General features: G+C 68.2%; 20 protein-coding genes, 1 tRNA gene and 1 pseudogene. 10 read left to right on the top strand and 12 right to left on the bottom strand.

The genetic code is table 11. The features are described 5' to 3' along the window. Window positions 1-65 precede the first annotated feature (65 nt). The 3 genes and pseudogenes from AC5L3X_RS36645 to AC5L3X_RS36635 all read left to right on the top strand — a co-directional run. Window positions 66-497, top strand: coding sequence for a DUF6086 family protein (locus AC5L3X_RS36645; RefSeq protein ID WP_494863197.1), 432 nt, complete (start codon window positions 66-68; stop codon window positions 495-497). 538 nt (window positions 498-1035) lie between these two features. After that, complete coding sequence (locus tag AC5L3X_RS36640; protein ID WP_494863225.1) at window positions 1036-1998, top strand: TIGR01777 family oxidoreductase; 963 nt, start codon at window positions 1036-1038, stop codon at window positions 1996-1998. Window positions 1999-2178: 180 nt separating this feature from the next. Next, window positions 2179-2616 (top strand): annotated as a pseudogene (locus AC5L3X_RS36635) (transposase family protein); the annotation flags it as partial. 441 nt (window positions 2617-3057) lie between these two features. Here the strand turns inward: AC5L3X_RS36635 and AC5L3X_RS36630 are convergent. Further along, window positions 3058-3258, bottom strand: coding sequence for a hypothetical protein (locus AC5L3X_RS36630; protein ID WP_494863195.1), 201 nt, complete (start codon window positions 3256-3258; stop codon window positions 3058-3060). Window positions 3259-4329: 1071 nt separating this feature from the next. Here AC5L3X_RS36630 and AC5L3X_RS36625 point away from each other — a divergent pair. Further along, window positions 4330-4584: a hypothetical protein gene (locus tag AC5L3X_RS36625; protein WP_494863193.1), complete on the top strand. Its 255-nt coding sequence runs from the start codon at window positions 4330-4332 to the stop codon at window positions 4582-4584. A gap of 76 nt (window positions 4585-4660) precedes the next feature. Beyond that, window positions 4661-5089: a hypothetical protein gene (locus tag AC5L3X_RS36620; protein WP_494863191.1), complete on the top strand. Its 429-nt coding sequence runs from the start codon at window positions 4661-4663 to the stop codon at window positions 5087-5089. Between the two features lie 621 nt (window positions 5090-5710). On the opposite strand, the gene AC5L3X_RS36615 is transcribed toward AC5L3X_RS36620, so the two are convergent. Both AC5L3X_RS36615 and rlmB read right to left on the bottom strand, forming a co-directional pair. Further along, a tRNA-Thr gene (locus AC5L3X_RS36615) sits at window positions 5711-5783 on the bottom strand. A 20-nt stretch (window positions 5784-5803) separates the two neighbouring features. Then, the gene (rlmB, locus tag AC5L3X_RS36610) at window positions 5804-6763 is read right to left on the bottom strand and encodes a 23S rRNA (guanosine(2251)-2'-O)-methyltransferase RlmB (protein ID WP_494863190.1); all 960 of its coding nucleotides are present in this window, start codon (window positions 6761-6763) and stop codon (window positions 5804-5806) included. A gap of 188 nt (window positions 6764-6951) precedes the next feature. Between rlmB and AC5L3X_RS36605 the strand changes: the two genes are divergently transcribed. Next, window positions 6952-7527 (top strand): TetR/AcrR family transcriptional regulator, encoded by a 576-nt coding sequence (locus tag AC5L3X_RS36605; protein ID WP_494863189.1) that lies wholly within the window; start codon window positions 6952-6954, stop codon window positions 7525-7527. A gap of 80 nt (window positions 7528-7607) precedes the next feature. After that, window positions 7608-8318 (top strand): hemerythrin domain-containing protein, encoded by a 711-nt coding sequence (locus AC5L3X_RS36600; protein WP_494863188.1) that lies wholly within the window; start codon window positions 7608-7610, stop codon window positions 8316-8318. Here the strand turns inward: AC5L3X_RS36600 and cysS are convergent. Further along, on the bottom strand, window positions 8315-9706 hold the full coding sequence (cysS, locus tag AC5L3X_RS36595; RefSeq protein ID WP_494863187.1) for a cysteine--tRNA ligase: 1392 nt from the start codon (window positions 9704-9706) through the stop codon (window positions 8315-8317). The genes AC5L3X_RS36600 and cysS overlap by 4 nt on opposite strands. 43 nt (window positions 9707-9749) lie before the next feature. Next, complete coding sequence (locus AC5L3X_RS36590; RefSeq protein ID WP_494863186.1) at window positions 9750-10136, bottom strand: PPOX class F420-dependent oxidoreductase; 387 nt, start codon at window positions 10134-10136, stop codon at window positions 9750-9752. A 53-nt stretch (window positions 10137-10189) separates the two neighbouring features. On the opposite strand from AC5L3X_RS36590, the gene AC5L3X_RS36585 reads away from it, so the two are divergent. After that, the gene (locus AC5L3X_RS36585) at window positions 10190-11500 is read left to right on the top strand and encodes a DUF2637 domain-containing protein (protein ID WP_494863185.1); all 1311 of its coding nucleotides are present in this window, start codon (window positions 10190-10192) and stop codon (window positions 11498-11500) included. Between the two features lie 96 nt (window positions 11501-11596). Here AC5L3X_RS36585 and AC5L3X_RS36580 read toward each other — a convergent pair whose 3' ends face one another. From AC5L3X_RS36580 to AC5L3X_RS36565, 4 genes are all read right to left on the bottom strand, one after another. After that, a complete protein-coding gene (locus tag AC5L3X_RS36580; RefSeq protein WP_189124361.1) occupies window positions 11597-11872 on the bottom strand; it encodes a GlsB/YeaQ/YmgE family stress response membrane protein in 276 nt (91 codons plus the stop codon). A gap of 97 nt (window positions 11873-11969) precedes the next feature. Continuing rightward, on the bottom strand, window positions 11970-12257 hold the full coding sequence (locus AC5L3X_RS36575) for a GlsB/YeaQ/YmgE family stress response membrane protein (RefSeq protein ID WP_494863184.1): 288 nt from the start codon (window positions 12255-12257) through the stop codon (window positions 11970-11972). 175 nt (window positions 12258-12432) lie between these two features. Continuing rightward, window positions 12433-12900 carry a 2-C-methyl-D-erythritol 2,4-cyclodiphosphate synthase gene (gene ispF, locus AC5L3X_RS36570; protein WP_189124363.1) on the bottom strand — a complete coding sequence of 156 codons (468 nt, stop codon included), beginning with the start codon at window positions 12898-12900 and terminating at the stop codon, window positions 12433-12435. A 17-nt stretch (window positions 12901-12917) separates the two neighbouring features. Beyond that, entirely contained in the window at window positions 12918-13400 is a 483-nt protein-coding gene (locus AC5L3X_RS36565; RefSeq protein WP_043624891.1) for a CarD family transcriptional regulator, read from the bottom strand. Between the two features lie 240 nt (window positions 13401-13640). On the opposite strand from AC5L3X_RS36565, the gene AC5L3X_RS36560 reads away from it, so the two are divergent. Next, window positions 13641-14225: a copper chaperone PCu(A)C domain-containing protein gene (locus AC5L3X_RS36560; protein WP_494863183.1), complete on the top strand. Its 585-nt coding sequence runs from the start codon at window positions 13641-13643 to the stop codon at window positions 14223-14225. A 56-nt stretch (window positions 14226-14281) separates the two neighbouring features. Here AC5L3X_RS36560 and AC5L3X_RS36555 read toward each other — a convergent pair whose 3' ends face one another. Next, window positions 14282-14974, bottom strand: coding sequence for a response regulator (locus AC5L3X_RS36555; protein WP_494863182.1), 693 nt, complete (start codon window positions 14972-14974; stop codon window positions 14282-14284). Then, the gene (locus tag AC5L3X_RS36550; protein ID WP_494863223.1) at window positions 14971-16140 is read right to left on the bottom strand and encodes a sensor histidine kinase; all 1170 of its coding nucleotides are present in this window, start codon (window positions 16138-16140) and stop codon (window positions 14971-14973) included. Before AC5L3X_RS36550 ends, AC5L3X_RS36555 begins: the two co-directional genes overlap by 4 nt. Before the next feature lie 132 nt (window positions 16141-16272). Between AC5L3X_RS36550 and phoU the strand changes: the two genes are divergently transcribed. Further along, on the top strand, window positions 16273-16926 hold the full coding sequence (gene phoU / locus AC5L3X_RS36545; protein WP_494863181.1) for a phosphate signaling complex protein PhoU: 654 nt from the start codon (window positions 16273-16275) through the stop codon (window positions 16924-16926). A gap of 6 nt (window positions 16927-16932) precedes the next feature. Here the strand turns inward: phoU and AC5L3X_RS36540 are convergent, their stop codons facing one another. Continuing rightward, window positions 16933-17676 (bottom strand): phosphoglyceromutase, encoded by a 744-nt coding sequence (locus tag AC5L3X_RS36540; RefSeq protein ID WP_494863180.1) that lies wholly within the window; start codon window positions 17674-17676, stop codon window positions 16933-16935. Window positions 17677-17693: the final 17 nt, after the last annotated feature.

The raw sequence follows: 17693 nt of genomic DNA, 5'->3' as shown, positions 1-17693 counted from the left end.
GCAGCCTCCTTCAACCGCCGGGACGCACGGCGCCTCCGGACCGAGGAACATCGGACGAGGACAGCATGAGCCAGTATTTCCAGGTCGGCGATCAAGTCCTCTGGAACCCGTCGAACGGAGTCGCCGGCCTGTTCCTGCGATCAGCGGAGGCGCTCGCCCCCGAGACGGGGTCGCCGACGGGTCTCGGTCCCATGAAGAACGACGAATGCGAGATCGACCTGGCCGCCTTCGCGGCCTTCGTGGGTGTGCTCATCGCGCGCTACGAGCGTTCGAACCATCCGATCCTGCGTTCCCTCATGGAGGGCTTCATCGCGACGGCCCTGGTGCTCGTCGAACGCGGTGGTGCGGAACTTCCCGTGCCTGAGGCGAACGACGGCGGCTGGAGGGATGTTCAGGTGAGCGGACATTCAGCATGGCCACCAGGTGGTGTCCAGGTACGCGCTGTTGAGCGATGGGCGGCCCTTTCGGCACAGCACGCACGGGCCATGCCGCACTGAGGCGGCCACCGATCTCGTTCATGATTGACCGGATACGCCCCTTAACGTTGGCCACCCGGCGGCAAGCTGCCGGGTGGCCAACCGGGACGGTATGACGCGCAGCAACGCATCGCGTAGCCATGCGGCGACACCGGTCTGGGAGGTCAGCCGCGATTGCCAAGACGCCGCCCGCATCAGGCTGGTGATCGGGTCGACGTAGATGTCGGTGGGCGAGGTGGTCTCGATCAGTGCGGACGAGCGGGTGCCAGTCGGCCATCAGGGAAAGCATCTGCCGGCGGGCCTCCTCCGCGCCGGGCGGTATGCCCTGCAGCACGGAGTCGGTGAACCAGTACAGGCGGTTCTCGCCGACGGGGTACAGGCCGAACATCGCCCCGCTGCGACGGTCGACCAACTGGCTGATTCGGTACGTCAGGGCTAGCGCCGCTTCCGGACCTCGGCCCGGTCGACAGCCGCAGGGGGAAGGTTTCCTCGATCGACTCCCCTTTTGAACGCGTTCAACTTCGCGTTAAGCTCGTCCCACACAATTAGGGGAAACCTGATGAAGATAGTGATACCTGGGGGATCCGGGCAGGTAGGCACGATACTCAAACGGGCACTTACCGCCGCAGGCCATGAAGTTGTGATCCTGACCAGACGGCCGCTGCGCGACCGAGAAGTCGGCTGGGACGGCGAGACCCTGGGGGCATGGGCGGAGGAGATCGACGGCAGCGACATCGTGGTCAATTTGGCCGGCCGAAGCGTCAACTGCCGCTACACCGCAGCCAATCTGCGGGCCATGATGGATTCGCGTGTGCACTCCGCCCGGGTCGTGGGTGAGGCGATCGCAGCCGCCGCGCGGCCTCCCCGGGTCTGGTTACAGATGAGCACTGCCACTATCTACTCCCACCGCTTCGACGCGCCCAACGACGAGGCAATCGGTGTGCTCGGTGGCACCGAATCCGGTGTTCCGGGCTACTGGGCCTACAGCGTGGACATCGCGAAAGCCTGGGAGCAGGCGCAGGAGCGAGCCGAAACCCCGCACACGCGCAAGGTCAGCATGCGCTGTGCCATGGTGATGAGTCCCGATCGCGGCGGCGTCTTCGACACCTTGCTGCGACTGACGCGGCTCGGCCTTGGCGGCCCGGTCGCGGGTGGCGCCCAGTACGTGTCCTGGATCCACGACCGCGATTTCGCCAACGCCGTCCAGTTCTTGGCCGACCGGGACGACCTCACCGGCCCGGTGAACCTCGCAGCCCCCGCTCCTCTGCCACAGCGCACGTTCATGCGCGTGCTGCGTGCCGCGTGGGGTGTTCCAATGGGACTTCCCGCAACGAAGTGGATGGCCAAGCTCGGCGCGTTCGTGCTGCGCTCGGACACCGAACTCCTGTTGAAAAGCCGTAGGGTCGTCCCCGGCCGCCTGCTCGAGGCGGGCTTCACCTTCGAACATGCTCAGTGGCCGCAGGCCGCCGACGAACTCGTACGTCGCGTACGCGGCGGTCCTGGCTTGCCCAGAGTCACATGATCTCGGACGAGCTGAAGAACTACACCACTCTGTGGGACATCATCCAAGGCACCTACTCGCAGCTACTGCGCTGGAGCCCGTACTCCGACCAGAACCTCACATCCCGGAGCTGGCATCTTCGGTCAGACACCCGGCTCACCCCCGACATGCGCGCCAGCCGACGGATCGGGGTGTCCCAGTCGGCCGTACTACTCCGGAAAACACCGACGCCACGGCGTGAACGTGCAGGTCCTGGCCGATCCAGCCGGCCGGCTCGTATGGGCCTCACCGGCGCTGCCCGGTGCCACGCATGACCTGACCGCAGCCCGCGCCACCGGCCTGATCGACGCGCTGACCACCGCAGGAGTGAAGACCTTCGCCGACAAGGGATATCAAGGCGCGGGCGGCAGCATCCGCACGCCGTTCAAAGGCCATCGGCTCCGGCCGCCGCTGTCGCGCCACCAGCGCTCGGTCAACCGCGCACACGCGCGCATCCGCGCCTGCGGAGAACGCGCCATTGCCACCTTGAAGACCTGGAAGGTCCTGACCCGGCTACGCTGCTGCCCGCACCGCGCCACCACGATCGTGCAGGCCATCCTCGTCCTGCAGCTCATCGAAGAAGGCCGCTACTCAGGATGAAAAGTGCTCAGGGTTCCAGCTCGTCCACGGTCGTCCGAGACTGACTTCGGCGCCTGCGTGGGAGGGGTTTCCCCCCAGCTCCGGGGATTCTTTGGCTGTCCATGATCATCCAGAGCCGCAGTTAGCAAATCCGTTAGCCAGATCGGTTGGGGTTCCACTCGCTTAGTACACCTGAACGCGGGTGATGACGCAGTGCGGTCCTCTGCGTCCGCCACGACGACGTACTCGGCGACACCCAGGATCCCATCCGTGCCGAGTGGAACCCTCCGCTGCTGTGTCCACTGGGGCGAAGCAGTGTGCCCGGGGACCCCGCCTCTCGTCTCGTTGATCTCAACGGACAACGCGGCGATCGCCGAGAACAACGCTGGGCTGATCTAGGGATCCGCCAACAGCTCCGCAACGCTCTCGGAGAAGTAAGAGGGCCACCCCTCCTCTTCACACTCACTCAAGAGGCTGGGCCTGCCGCTCACGGCGAGCGAGGATGTCCTCCATCGTGACGACCGGCAAGGTGCCGTCCATTGCTGCCCGGCGAATCTGCTCCGCCTCGGGGTCGGTGTCCAGCATCGCCTCACACCACCACCGGCGCAGGATCGCCTCAGCCTGATCCAGCTGTGCCGTACCAAGCTCGCGGTAGAACTCCATCCGCCGGCCACCTTGAAGCGCGGCGGCGATCCCGTCGACGGTACGCGCTACCTGAGGTTCCCGAGGAACTTGTGAATGAACAGGCTGAGCGCTCATACCGCGAGGATAGCCGCCAGAGGCGACAGCGCACTGGGAGGAGACCAAATGAAGCTCGCCATGTGGAAACAAGAGGCCATCGCCAAGATCGCGAGGGCCTTCTACCTGGGAGCCGACGAGGGGAATCGAACCCCTGATCTTCTATTTACAGGGACTTGAGGCCGTCCACGGCTGTCTACCACTGTTGGACATTCCTGCTTAGCGGCTTCTGTGGCTTGATCAGCTTCCAGGTGCGTACAGCGGTGTCCGAGGTGATCAGGATGGGTTAGCAAGATCGGCTGGCCCATCGCCGCCTCCGGGACGGCATGCGGCTTTCTTATGTCTCCTCGGACCTGGCCGGGTTGCGAGCCGCCATTTATCCTCATCCACTGCGGGGGCCTGACACCTGAGATACGGACGCTCCTGGCCAACGTGCCCGCCGGGAGCGGTCGCGGTCGCGCTGGGTGACGTCTGTGGGACCGTTCTGATTCCGGAGCGATGCGACGGCTACTGCTGCGGTCTGGATGGCAGGGACGGTCCGAACCTGTCGTGCGCGCAGTGCGGGCATGCCGTGGCCACCCTCATCGACGACTGCTCGTACTGGCAGGGGGTATAGCTGGACCCGCGCGCAGTACGTCTCTTCGACGTTGATGCGCCCGTCCGCCGAGTGCTCAGCTGGGAGGAACTAGGGAAACAGCCGGAGAGACCGCCGGTTGAGCCGATCGGGGCGTGGAGCCCAGTGTGGGAGGCAGCGGTCTCGGTGGCGCTGGCCCACCTGCTGGCCGCGTCGGGCGGTGCACGGGTCGTGGTTCCTAATGGCTCTGTCGCCGATGCGTTCCGTCCGGCGCTCGATGCCCTGCTCCCGGCCGAGCCACCGACGAGGAGCCTAGCCCTGGCCGGGCAGGGCCGGGCCTGCCCGGCACCGTCACGGACATCGCTTTGGTTCCGCAGCACCCGCAAACTGGGGAGACATGGTCGTCCGCCACGGAGGTGGCGGTGCCGCTGGCTGCCGATGTATGGATGTATATGGCCTTCAGCCGCAATCGGCGGCTCCGTCCCGCGTCGGGCGGGCTATCCGACGGTGTCTACCGCGATGACCTGCCACCGCCGCTGCCGTCCAGCCCGTTCCGGCTCGACCGGCAGTTGTTCCTCCACGCACTGGCACGCCTGCCAGAGGTTCGTCAGCCATGGCTGCGTGCGGTTTACGACGACGTGCAGGACCGCCGATCCAACCTCCCGTTCTGGTGGTAAATGGGTACCACTGCCGGCGCTGCTGTCACCGCTTGGGGCCTGCTGGCGTCGTTCTCGTCTGTAGGACCATGTCCTCATGTCAGTGACCGAGTTCGCCGGCGTGACTGGGGACAAGGATCGTGGCGTCACCCCCAAATCAGGGCTGTACGAGTTCTGGACCGAGAAGAACGCTCATGTCTACCTCCACGACACCGACTTCAAGTGTCTGACCTATCAGCCCGGCAGGCCGCCGGTGTTGTGGCTGGAGTTCCTCTACGATCCGCAGTGGACTCCGTCCGAGCTGACCGAGACCCCTGTCGTGGTCTTCCGGTTCGAGGATGTTCACCTTGTCGAGTGGCGTGAGGACCGGGAAGGTCATACCTGCGTGACCGCCCAGCCTGCCGCTCCTGCTGGACAAGTCGAACAATTCGATTGGAACGGTGCCGATCTGTTCACATTGGGCACCTTCACACTGCGTCTGGCCTTTCAAGCCCGACGAGCAGAGGTGACCATACGCGCGAAATAGCATGAAGGGTCCCACACCCCATCTTCTTCCCTTCATCACGAGGGGAGTGCAGACGCCTTGTCGATCAGCTCCAGGGAACCGGCTCCCCCACGCCCGCCTGCACGACCTTCGCCACATCCACGCGACGACGCTGCTCCCGGCGGGGGCCCCGTCCACGTCGTCGCGACTCGACTGGGTCACGCTGACCCAGCCATCACGCTCCGCGTCTATGCGCATGTCGTCAACGAGCAAGCGGCGACAGCCGCGGACGTATTCGCCGACGCCGTCAAGAACGCTGCCTGAAGATCCACGCCAGGTGAGAGGGCTCTCTCAGCTCGGGATGGCCCTCCTCTCCTATTCTCCTGGCCACGCGGCGAGAATCTCGATACCGATCCCCCTGCCGCTCTCGTCCAGGCCGAGGTTCACTATGGGACTGTCCACCGTAACCATCCGCGCCACGCCACCGGGCGCGATCGGACCCCGCAGGTAGATGTATGTGGCCTCCCGCCTCAGGATCGTAGGTCCATGTGCCGGGTTGCTCTTCCAGGGTCACGGAGTCTCCTGTTAGCAAAATCTCAAGATTGTCCTGACAAACGAGAAGCCCCTGAACAGATCAGTGCTGTTCAGGGGCTTCTACTGCAGAGCCGACGAGGGGAATCGAACCCCTGACCTTCTGTTTACAAGACAGATGCTCTGCCGATTGAGCTACGTCGGCGCGGCCACAAGTCTAGACGGTCACCGACGCCTATGACGAGCGACCTCGTACAACGCCACCCCAGCAGCCACTCCCGCGTTCAACGACTCCGCGGTCGCCTGCATCGGAATGCGTACCAGCACGTCACACTGCTCCCGCACCAGCCGCGACAGCCCCTTGCCCTCGGAGCCCACGACGACGACCAGCGGTTCGTTGAGCAGGTCGGCGTCACCGATGTCGATGGTGCCGTCACCGTCGAGGCCCACGACGAACAGCCCGGCATCGCGGTATTCGCGGAGTGCGGCCGTGAGATTGGCGGCGCGCGCCACCCTGAGGTTGGCGAGGGTCCCCGCGGACGTCTTCCAGGCGCCTCCGGTGACTCCCGCGGCGCGGCGGGACGGGATGAGCAGGCCGTGGGCGCCGAAGGCGGTGGCCGAGCGGGCGATGGCGCCGAGGTTGCGGGGGTCGGTGACGCCGTCGAGGGCCACAACGAGCGGCGTCTCGGCCGCGTCGTGGGCCAGCTCGACGAGCTCGGATGGGTGGGCGTAGTCGTAGGCCGGGATCTGCAGGACGATGCCCTGGTGAATGGCGCCCTCGGTGAGCCGGTCGAGCTTGTCGCGGCTGGACTCCAGGAGGGCGATGCCACGCTCGGTGGCGATCTTGATGGAGTCGCGGACGCGGTCGTCGTTGTCGATGCGCTGGGCGACGTAGAGGGCGTTGGCGGGCACGCCGGCGAGCAGCGCCTCCAGCACGGGGTTGCGCCCGCCGATGTACTCGGGGGCGTCCTCGGAGCGCCTCTGCCGCGTGGGCGCGGGACGGCGACCGCCTCGCTCCTCGCGGGCGACCCGCTCGGTGCGCGCCTTGTCCTTGTACCAGTGGCGCATCTCCGCGGGCGGGGTCGACCCCTTGCCCTCGAGCCCCCGGCGTCCCTGACCTCCGGTGCCCTTGGACGGGCCCTTCTTCTTCGCGGGTCTGCCCGACGCCCTACCCCCAGCTGCCATGGCATCAAGGGTACTCGGGCCGCCACCCCCCTCACGCCCTTCGAGCCGAGGGCCGGCGCGACCGCGCCAGGCGGCGCCACGGCCAGGCGGCAGGTCATCACGGATCATCGACAGCCTCAAGTCCGGGGAGTATCGCCCGTTTTATAGCAAATTAGCCTTTTGTACCTACTAGTAGGTACGATAGCGAGATGAACACCGCCGAGCGACTGATCCAGAGCACGCAGCAGTTGCTCTGGGAGCGCGGATACGTCGGCACCAGCCCTAAGGCCATCCAGCAACGGGCCGAGGCCGGTCAGGGCAGCATGTACCACCACTTCACCGGCAAGCAGGACCTCGCGCTCCAGGCCATCCGCCGCAGCGCCGAACAGCTGTGCTCCGAGGCTGCCGAACGCCTTGCCTCGCCCGGCACCTCCTACGAGCGCATCGCGGCCTACCTGCTGCGCGAGCGGGACGTGCTGCGCGGCTGCAGGATCGGCCGGCTGGCCGCCGACCCCGACATCGTCGCCAGCCCCACCCTGCGCGCACCGCTGGAGGAGACCTTCGCCTGGCTGAACGACCGCATCCGGGAACTGCTCGTGGAGGGACGCGAGCGCGGAGAGTTCTCCGAGGCTCTCGTTCCCGCGGATGCCGCCTGCGCCATCACCGCCGTGGTGCAGGGCGGCTACGTGCTGGCCATGTCGGCGGGCACGGCGGAGCCGTTCGAGCGGGCCGTACGTGGCGCGCTCAACCTGCTCACCGCTCACCTCACCGGAGGACAGGAATAGACATGCACCCGCACGAACAGACACCGGCGACTCACCGGAGCATCGGCCGGACGACCCCATCAACCTGGCAGGACCAGCGAATGGACGACTCCCGCCGAAGGGCGTGTGCGCATGACGCCGGACGCCGCCGCACCGACGAGCCGTTCCCGGACCTCACCGGGGTCCGGGTCGTTCATCGGGCACTGCGTGACGATCTTCGCAGGCTGGCCCTCCTCGCCCGGGAGCTCGACGAGAGCCCCACGACGGTCGACAAGGACCAGGCCATGGCGGTCCGCGACTACGTCAAGCTCCTCAGCGAGGAGCTCGCCCGCCACCACGACTGGGAGGCCGAGGTGCTGTGGCCGCTCGTCGGCGAGCTGGCGGGTGAGGCCATCGATCTGCGGTCCCACTTCGCGGAGCACGCGACCGTGGTGCCGCTGCTCGAAGACCTGCGCGCCGTCGCGAACGACTTCGCCGCCACCCCCACCGCCGGTGTCAAAGCGTTCGCGGCCGTACTCCGCGTGCTCAGTCGCAAAATCGAAGAGCATCTCCGCTACCAGGAGCGGGACGTGCTGCCCCTGGTCGCCGAGTACGTGGGCGCCGCATGCTACGCGTGCGCGAAGCGGCGCATGCCGCGAACCGGCTGGCTGAAGCGCGTCACCTGGGCGCTCCCGTGGCGGGCTCGCTTCGCGACCCCCGAGGAGCGGCGCCATCTCCAGCGCCACGCCGGGCTGGTCACCAGGCTGCCGGCAGCCGTGCTCGGCCGTTCGTACGCGACCCTCGAACGTCGTGCCTTCGCCCCGGTCGACTAGCGGGTGAGCTCCCACCGGGCCCCGTGCGGGGTGTCCTCGACCGTGATGCCCGCTGTCGCCAGCCGGTCTCTGATGGCGTCGGCCGCGGCGTAGTCCTTACGCTCACGGGCGGCCTTGCGCTGCTCCAGCGCGACCGCGACCAGCGTGTCGACCACTGGCTTCAGGTCGGAGCCGGCCGAACGCCACTGCGGCGAACGTGGGTCGAGACCCAGCACGTCGAGCATGTTCTGCGTCTCGGCCAGCAGCCGCGCCACCGCTTCCTTGTCACCGTGGGCCAGGGCGACGTTGCCCTCGCGCACCACCTCGTGCACCACGGCGAGCGCCTGCGGGGTGCCGAGATCGTCGTCGAGGGCGTCGGCGAACGCCTGGGGCAGCGGCGCGTGCGCGTCGACGTCGTGGATGACCTCGGCGGCCCGCGTCACGAACCCCTCGATGCGCTGGTAGGCGGCCGCGGCCTCCTGCAACGCCTCTTCGGAGTATTCGATCGAGGAACGGTAGTGCGGCGCGGCCAGGTAGTAGCGCAGCTCGACGGGCCGGACCTTCTGCACCATCTCGGGGATCAGCAGGGAATTGCCGAGCGACTTGCTCATCTTCTCGGCGCCGATCTTGAGCATGCCGTTGTGCATCCAGTAGCGGGCGAAGCCGTCGCCCGCCGCCTGGGACTGCGCGATCTCGTTCTCGTGGTGCGGGAACATCAGGTCGATGCCGCCGCCGTGGATGTCGAACGTCGGCCCGAGGTATTTGGTCGCCATCGCCGAGCACTCCAGGTGCCACCCGGGGCGGCCGGGGCCCCACGGGGTGGGCCAGGTGGGCTCGCCGGGCTTGGCGCCCTTCCACAGTGCGAAGTCACGGGGGTCGCGCTTGCACGACTCGTCGTCGGTGTCGGCGGCCGGCCGCATGTTCTCCAGCAGCTGGTTGGAGAGCTTGCCGTACTGGTCGGAGTAGGACCGGACGTCGAAGTAGACGTCGCCGCCGGAGGCGTAGGCGTGGCCCCGCTCGATCAGCCGCTCCATCAGCGTGATCATCTCCGGCACGTGGCCGGTCGCGCGCGGCTCGACGGTCGGCGGAAGGCAGCCGAGGGTGTCGTAGGCCCAGGTGAAGGCTCGCTGGTTGCGCTCGGCCACCACGAACCAGGGCACGCTCTCCGCGGCGGAGATCCTGATGATCTTGTCGTCGATGTCGGTGACGTTGCGGCAGAACATCACGTCATATCCGGAACGCGTCAGCCAACGCCGGAGGACGTCGAAATTGACACCCGAGCGGATGTGCCCGATGTGCGGGGGAGCCTGCACGGTCGCCCCACACAGGTAGATCGACGCCCGGCCGGCTTCGACCGGAACGAATTCGCGGATGGCGCGCGCGCTGGTGTCGTAGATGTGCAGGCTCACGTACCAAAGGCTAACGCCTCAGCCGCGCTCGCATGCCTGATAATCACCCGCGCAGGGTGACCCTTTCGGGCTTGACCCGGACGATCAGCCGCTTGACCCCCGGCTTGTCCTCCCACGGCTTTCCGGTGTACTTCAGCGAGAGCTCCTGGATCAGGTCGCCCTCCGGGTCGTCCTCCAGCGTGACGCTGCCGCGCACCTCCGCGTACCTGTAGGGATTGGCCGGGTCGATGATCAGCAGGCTGGTCCGCGGGTCGCGCTCGTAGTTGCGCGGCTTCTGCCGCCCCGCCGTGGTGGAGAAGATCACGTCGTCGCCGTCGGTGCGCACCCACACCACCGTGTTCTGTGGTCCGCCGTCCGGGTTGAGGCTGGTCACCGTGGCGTAGTTGGGGGCATCGAACAGTGCCCGGACATCCTCGGACAGCTCGGCCATCTCTTCCTCCTTGATCGGTCCTGGCCTCCATTGTTCTGTAGGCTCGAACCGCCATGGACGTGACTCCCCCCACCACCCTGCGCCGCCTGGGCATCGCCCTGGCCGGCGTCGCCGTCGCCGCCCTCACCGGGGCCGCGTGCGCGCTCTCCTTCGACGACCTCCGGGCGCTCGCCATCCGGGGCGAGGCCCGCGCCGACCTCGCCTATCTCTATCCGGCGGCCTTCGACGCGCTCCTGGTGGTCGCGCTGATCAGCCTGCTGCTGTTGCGCTCGGCCCGGCTGCTGGTGCGGGTCCAGACGGCGACCGTGCTGGTCCTGCTCATCGTGGCCGCCGCCGCGGTCGACGTCACGACCGCGCTCAGGCTGGACGTCGCGACCCGACCGGCCACCGTGGGCGTGGCCGTCGCGCCGTGGGTCATGCTGGCTCTCGCCCTGTGGCTGTGGTTACTGCTCATCAAGCACGTCCAGGACCGCCGCGGCTCCGTCAAGCACGATGACGACCGTACGGCGGAGCACGATCTGGTGCCGTTCCACCGGGGCGGCGGCGCCGAGGCGCCTCCCCCGCTCGTCCCCACGGCCCAGCCGGTGCTGGAGCCCACACCGGTGGTCGGCCCCACGGCGGCCCCCGAGACTCCGCCCATCTCCGAGCGCGTGACGAGTTGGCCCACCTCGGAGCCCGCGCGTATCGGCGACGCCTCAGAGCCCGCCGTACGTTCCCCTGAGGCCGCGTACGCGCCCGAGAGCCCGCCCGAGCCCGAGACCCGCGAGACCCGAGAGCTCACCGTGCCGTTGGGCGGACGGACCCCGGCGGCGAAGGCCGGGCCGGAGCACTCCGCCGCGACAGAGCACGGGGGCACGTCGGGGCAGCTGCCGACGCCGGAGCCCGCCGCCGAGGCGGAGCATCCGCACCCGGAGCCGCACGCCCGCGCCACAGAGGGCCTGCCCACGGAGGCTTATGCCGGCGCGGCAGAGGACCCATCCTCGACAGCGCACGCCGACGCGGCGCAGGACGGGCCCGCCGAGGACGCGCCCTCGGCGGCCGAGGAGCCGCGGGAGCGCCGCCCGGTGCGGTGGGGCGATCGGGTGAAGCCGACCGACGTCCTGGTGCACCCGCGCACCCCGGCCGACAGAGATGTCGACACCCAGCCCGTACGCGTGCTCACCGAGCCGGCCGGGGAGACGGGCGACGCCGATCCTGAGCACGGCCCGGAGGCCGCCGACACCACCGAGGGCGGGCTACGCGGCAGCGACATGGAGGACACCGCTCCCCACCCGGTCATCCACGACACGGACGGGCCCGACCGGTCGACGGCCGACGCGCCCGCCGGCCGCCTCCGCAGCACGCCGCTCCCTCCGGAGGAATGAGCAGCCCTAGCTCCCAGGGAGGCAGCGCGAAGACCCGCCCGGTCACCCGGGCGGGTCTTTCGTGTGTCTTGGTGAGAACCAGGTGTCTCGGAGGATCTAGGCTCGTGTGCCGCTACCGCGCTTGAGCCCGGCGACGAGGCCGACGCCGACGATCGCGAGAACGATCTGCATGACCAGCTCGATCCAGTCGATGCCCGAGGTCGTCTCGACTCCCATAACCTGTGCGATGAGCGTGCCCAGCAGGGCGGCAACGATGCCGACGACGATGGTGAGGATCCACCCGATGGCCTGCCGGCCGGGAAGCAGCAGACGACCGATGGCGCCAACGACGGCGCCGATAACGATGGCGCCAAGGATGGACTGGATTGTCATGGTACGAAACCTCCCCATGAGGGTGAGCCGTTCACCTTCACGGAAAGGTCAGTACCCCGTAACAGACGATTATGCGACTGTCCTATAAAATGGCAGGTCAGGTATCGGTTCGTCGTGTTCTGCCCGCTCGGCTGATGCCCATCCGGACAACGAGCACCACGCCGATCACCGCCAGCCCCAGCTGAAGCAGGTGCTCGATCCAGTCGATGCCCCTGGTGTCGGCCAGGCCGAACGCATGGGCGATCAGAGTGCCGATCAGCGCTGCCACGATGCCGACGATCAGCGTCAGGCCGATGGACATGTGCTGCTTGCCCGGCACGAGCAGCCGTGCCAGCGCGCCGACGATGGCGCCGATGATGATGGCGGAGACAATCGCGCCGATCATGTGTACTCCCCCCGAGACGTTGCTGCCTAAAGGGAAGTACCCGACAAATCACCACACTACGCATGAGGAAGGCGACGGTCCGTACCGCGCCAGTGACGGACCGTCGCCCCATTGCTTGGCGGGCCGGAGGCGGCACCCGCCGGGACACCCTCAACGCATCCCTGAAAAGGACGCCTCAGGACGCGGGAAGGTTGACCACGAGCGCGGTCGCGATCGCCGCGATCCCCTCGCCGCGCCCGGTCAGCCCGAGCCCGTCGGTGGTGGTCGCGCTGAGGCTGACGAAGGCCCCCAGAGCGGCGCCGAGCGCCAGCTCGGCCTCGACCCGGCGTGGCGCGAGCTTCGGCCGGTTGCCGATCACCTGGATCGCCACGTTGCCGATCTCGAAACCGGCGGCACGCACCTGGCGCGCCGTCTCCTTGAGGAGCGTGAGGCCCGAGGCGCCCGCCCAGCGCGGATCGGCGGTGCCGAACAGGCCGCCCAGATCGCCGAGACCGGCGGCGGAGAGCAGGGCGTCGCAGGCCGCGTGGGCGGCGGCGTCGCCGTCGGAATGGCCCGCGAGGCCGATCTCACCGGGCCAGTGCAGACCGGCGAGGTTGAGCTCACGACCGGAAGCGAACGGGTGGACGTCAACACCGACGCCCACCCGTGGAAAGTTCGTATTCAGGAGTTGAGGACCTCGTCGAGTAGTGCTTCGGCCTTGTCCTCATTGGTCTTCTCGGCGAGGGCGAGCTCGCTCACCAGAATCTGCCGCGCCTTCGCGAGCATGCGCTTCTCACCCGCGGACAGACCGCGCTCGCGGTCTCTCCGCCACAGGTCCCGAACGACTTCGGCGACCTTGTTGACGTCGCCCGAGGCGAGCTTCTCCAGATTTGCCTTGTAACGACGGGACCAGTTGGTCGGCTCCTCCGTGTGCGGCATGCGAAGGACGTCGAAAACCCGCTCAAGGCCTTCTTGACCGACAACATCGCGCACGCCGACAAGTTCCGCGTTTTCCGCCGGCACCTGGACGGTAAGGTCGCCCTTGTCGACCTTGAGCACCAGGTAGGTCTTTTCCTCACCCTTGATGGATCGCTTCGTGATTGCTTCGATCCGAGCAGCCCCATGGTGGGGGTAGACGACAGTGTCGCCGACCTGGAAAGTCATGTGACAAGTACCCCTTCCGCTGTACTCCAGAGTACCACGCATCCACAGGCTCCCGGAACAGTGAAATCACCATAACTGCAGGTCAAAGCGGCATATTAGGGGTTGACAAGCGGTCAACTCTATGAATCGCATATGCGGACATACCTAATGACCTGCGGGGGCACGGATATGACCATGGAAACGGGTCGATATGGTAGGCGCTGCCCGAACACGCACGCGCGAACCAAGGAGAACCCGCCCGTGACCAGCCGTCGTTGGATTGTCGCCGCCGCCGCGTTCCTGGTGGCCCCCGTAGTCGCCGGCTGTTCGGCGGGATTCGACGCCGACACCAACAAGGCGTACGCCCCCAACGAGGCCGGCGTGCTCATCGAGGCGGGCGTTTACGGCGCCCGCGACATCCACATCCCGCAGGCCTTCATCCTGGGCCCCGACTCCGGCGCGCAGCTCGCGTGGCGCGGCTCGGCCCCGATCTACCTCAACATCCTCAACACCGCGGACAAGGCCGACACCCTGCAGGCGGTCTCGGCCGGCGACCTCGGCACGGTGAAGGTGACGGCGCCCATCCAGCTCCCCGTCAATGAGCTCGTCAACACGGGCAAGCCGACGCCCCAGATCATGGTGGAGGGCCTCTCCAAGAGCCTCAGAGGCGGCGAGAGCGTCAAACTGGACCTCCACTTCGCCAACGCCGGGCGCGTGTCGATGAACGTCCCTGTGGTCACCCGGAGCCGCGAGTTCGCGGAGTATCCCGCGGCCCCCGGCGCCACCCCGGCCCCGACGCCCACGCCCACGCCGTCGGCCGAGCACGCCGAGGAGACCGCCCACTGACCCGCCGAAACGCTTGTTCCGGGCCCGGCGTGAGCCGCGCCCGGAACAGGGGTCCGTCAGCCGTCGGTGGCGTCGAACTTGTAGCCGAGCCCCCGCACGGTGAGGATGCAGCGCGGGTTGGACGGGTCTGACTCGATCTTCGCGCGCAGCCGTTTGACGTGCACGTCGAGGGTCTTGGTGTCGCCCACGTAGTCGGCTCCCCAGACACGGTCGATGAGCTGGCCGCGCGTGAGCACCCGGCCGGCGTTGCGCAGCAGCACCTCCAGCAGCTCGAACTCCTTCAGCGGCAGCTGCACCTGGTCGCCCCGCACGGCCACGACGTGGCGGTCGACGTCCATGCGGACGGGCCCGGCCGCGAGCACGGCGCTCTCCACCTCCTCCACGGCGTCGCCCTGGCGGCGCAGCACCGCGCGGATGCGGGCGACCAGCTCGCGTGACGAGAACGGCTTGGTGACGTAGTCGTCGGCGCCCAGTTCGAGGCCCACGACCTTGTCGATCTCGCTGTCCTTGGCGGTCAGCATGATGACGGGCACCTTGGAACGCTGGCGTAGCGAGCGGCACACCTCGGTGCCGGGCAGGCCGGGCAGCATGAGGTCGAGCAGCACCAGGTCGGCGCCGTTGCGGTCGAACGTCTCGAGCGCCTCGGGCCCCGTCGCGGCGACCGAGACCTCGAAGCCCTCCTTGCGCAACATGTAGGACAGGGCGTCGGAGAAGGACTCCTCGTCCTCCACGACGAGCACTCGGGTCATGGGGCGGCCTCCAGGGAGATCGAGGGTGGTACGGCCACCGCGGTGCCGCCGAAGGCGGGCAGCCGCAGCGTGAAGGTGGAGCCGGAGCCTTCCTTGCTCCAGACAGAGACCTCGCCCGCGTGGGCGGCGGCGACGTGCTTGACGATGGCGAGCCCGAGGCCCGTGCCGCCGGTGGCGCGCGACCTGGCCGGATCGGCGCGGAAGAACCGCTCGAAGATGCGCTCCAGCGCCTCCTCGGGGATGCCGATCCCCTGGTCGCTGACGCTGATCTCGACGGAGTCGCCCGCCGGCCTGGTGCTGATGACGACCCGGGTGTGCTCGGGGCTGTAGGCGATGGCGTTGTCGATGAGGTTGCGCAGCGCGGTGACGAGCAGCTCCTCGTCGCCCCAGATGCGCAGGCCCTCGGTGCCGCCGCTGACGAGGGTGATGTCCTTGGCGCCGGCGCGGGTGTTGCAGTAGTCGATGGCGTCGTGGACGGCCTCGTCGATGGGCACCTGGCCGGGGGTGGGGATGGCCTCGGCGCCCTGGATCCGGCTCAGTGTGATCAGATCCTGTACGAGGTAGGTGAGCCTGGCGGCCTCGTGCTGCATGCGGGCGGCGAAGCGGGTGACCGCCTCGGGGTCGTCGGCGGCGTCCTGGACCGTCTCGGCGAGCAGGCTGAGCGCGCCCACCGGGGTCTTCAGCTCGTGGCTCACGTTGGCCACGAAGTCACGCCGCACGGCCTCGACGCGGCGGCGTTCGGTCTGGTCCTCGGCGAGCACCAGCACCTGGCCGTGGCTACCGAGGGGGGCCACGCGGACGGCGAAGTTGGTGGTCTCCTGGCCGAACTTGTGGCCGGCCACGTCGATCTCGGTCTCGCGGATCTCGCCGTCTCTTCGTACCTGCCGGGCCAGGGCGAGGAGCTCGGCGGCCATCAGCCGGTCGCCCTTGACCAGACCGAACGCGCGGGCGGCCGAGCTGGCGCGCAGCACGCGGTCGTGGGCGTCGAGCACCACGGCCGAGGACGGCAGCACGGCGAGCACCGACGCGATGCCCTGCGGCAGCACGGCGGGGTCGGTCTCCCCGGGCGTCTCGGCCCGGCGGGGGGCCTCGATCTGGTTGCGGTAGAAGAGAACAGCCAGGGCGCCCACGACGAAGCCGGCCAGGGCCGCGAAGCTCATGGCCATCTCACTCATGTCTTCGATGGTAGGCGGCTGCTTGTCGGCGACAGACCTCTCACCAGGGGATGAAGGGGGCTTTCCCGCAAAGTTCATCTTGGTGTCGAAGTTCGTTCATCGACCCGCGAATACGGTGGCGGCATGCGCGACGCGTACCACGAGGAACTCGACTCCCTGACCGACAAGCTGGTGGAGATGACCAGGCTTGTCCGCTCGGCCATCTCCCGGGCCACGACCGCTCTGCTCGACGCCGATCTCCAGCTCGCGGAGAGCGTCATCTCGCGCGACGAGGTGGTGAACGCGGTCTTCGACGACATCGAGACGTCCATCTTCGACCTGATGGCCCGGCAGCAACCGGTGGCGGTGGACCTGCGGATGGTCATCACCGGGCTGCGGATGGCCACCAACCTGGAGCGCATGGGCGACCTGGCCGTGCACGTGGCCAAGGTCGCGCGGCTGCGGCACCCCGACTCGGCGATCCCTCCGGAGATGCGCTCCACGATCGTGCAGATGGGGCAGATCGCCGAGAACCTGGTCACCAAGGCGGGCAGCTGCGTGGCGTCCCGGGACGTGGAGTCGGCCATGGAGCTCGACCAGGACGACGACGCCATGGACCGGCTGCACCGCCGGCTGTTCAAGGACATCCTGGCCAAGGAGTGGCAGCACGGGGTGGAGCCGGCCATCGACATCACGCTGATCGGCCGCTACTACGAGCGCTACGCCGACCACGCGGTGCACGTCGCGGAGTCGGTCGTCTACATGGTGACCGGCTCGCGCCCCGCCGACAGGGTCTGAGGCCGCTCAGCGGCCCTGGTTGGCCACCGCCTCGATGGCCGCCTTGGCGGCCTCGGGGTCGAGGTACTCGCCGCCCCGCCGCAGCGGACGGTAGTCGGCGTCGAGGTCATAGCGCAGCGGGATGCCCGTCGGGATGTTGAGCCCGGCGATCTGCTCGTCGCCGATGCCGTCGAGGTGCTTGACCAGGGCCCGCAGGGAGTTGCCGTGGGCCGCGACGAGCACGGTGCGGCCGGCCGCCAGGTCGGGGACGATCGCGTCGTACCAGTAGGGCAGCATGCGGTCGACGACGTCCTTGAGGCACTCGGTGCGGGGCATCAGCTCCGGGGGCAGCAGGGCGTAGCGGGGGTCGCCCGCCTGGGAGTATTCGTCGTCGTCGGCGATCGGGGGCGGCGGCACGTCGTAGGAGCGCCGCCAGAGCATGAACTGCTCCTCGCCGAACTCCTCGCGCGTCTGCGCCTTGTTCTTGCCCTGCAGCGCGCCGTAGTGGCGCTCGTTGAGCCGCCAGGAGCGGTGCACCGGCAGCCACTCCAGGCCGGCCTCGCCCAGCGCGAGCTGGGCCGTCTGGATGGCCCTGGTCAGCAGGCTCGTGTGCACCACGTCGGGCCGCACCCCGGCCTCGACCAGCAGGTCGCCGCCCCTGCGGGCCTCGTCCTCGCCCTTGGCCGACAGGCTCACGTCCACCCAGCCGGTGAACAGGCCCTTCGCGTTCCAGTCGCTCTCGCCGTGTCGCAGCAGCACCAAAGTCGCCATGGGCCCAATCCTATGGT

The sequence above is a fragment of the Nonomuraea sp. CX421 genome (genome assembly GCF_059358955.1).
This window is presented reverse-complemented; position numbering and strand designations above follow the sequence as displayed.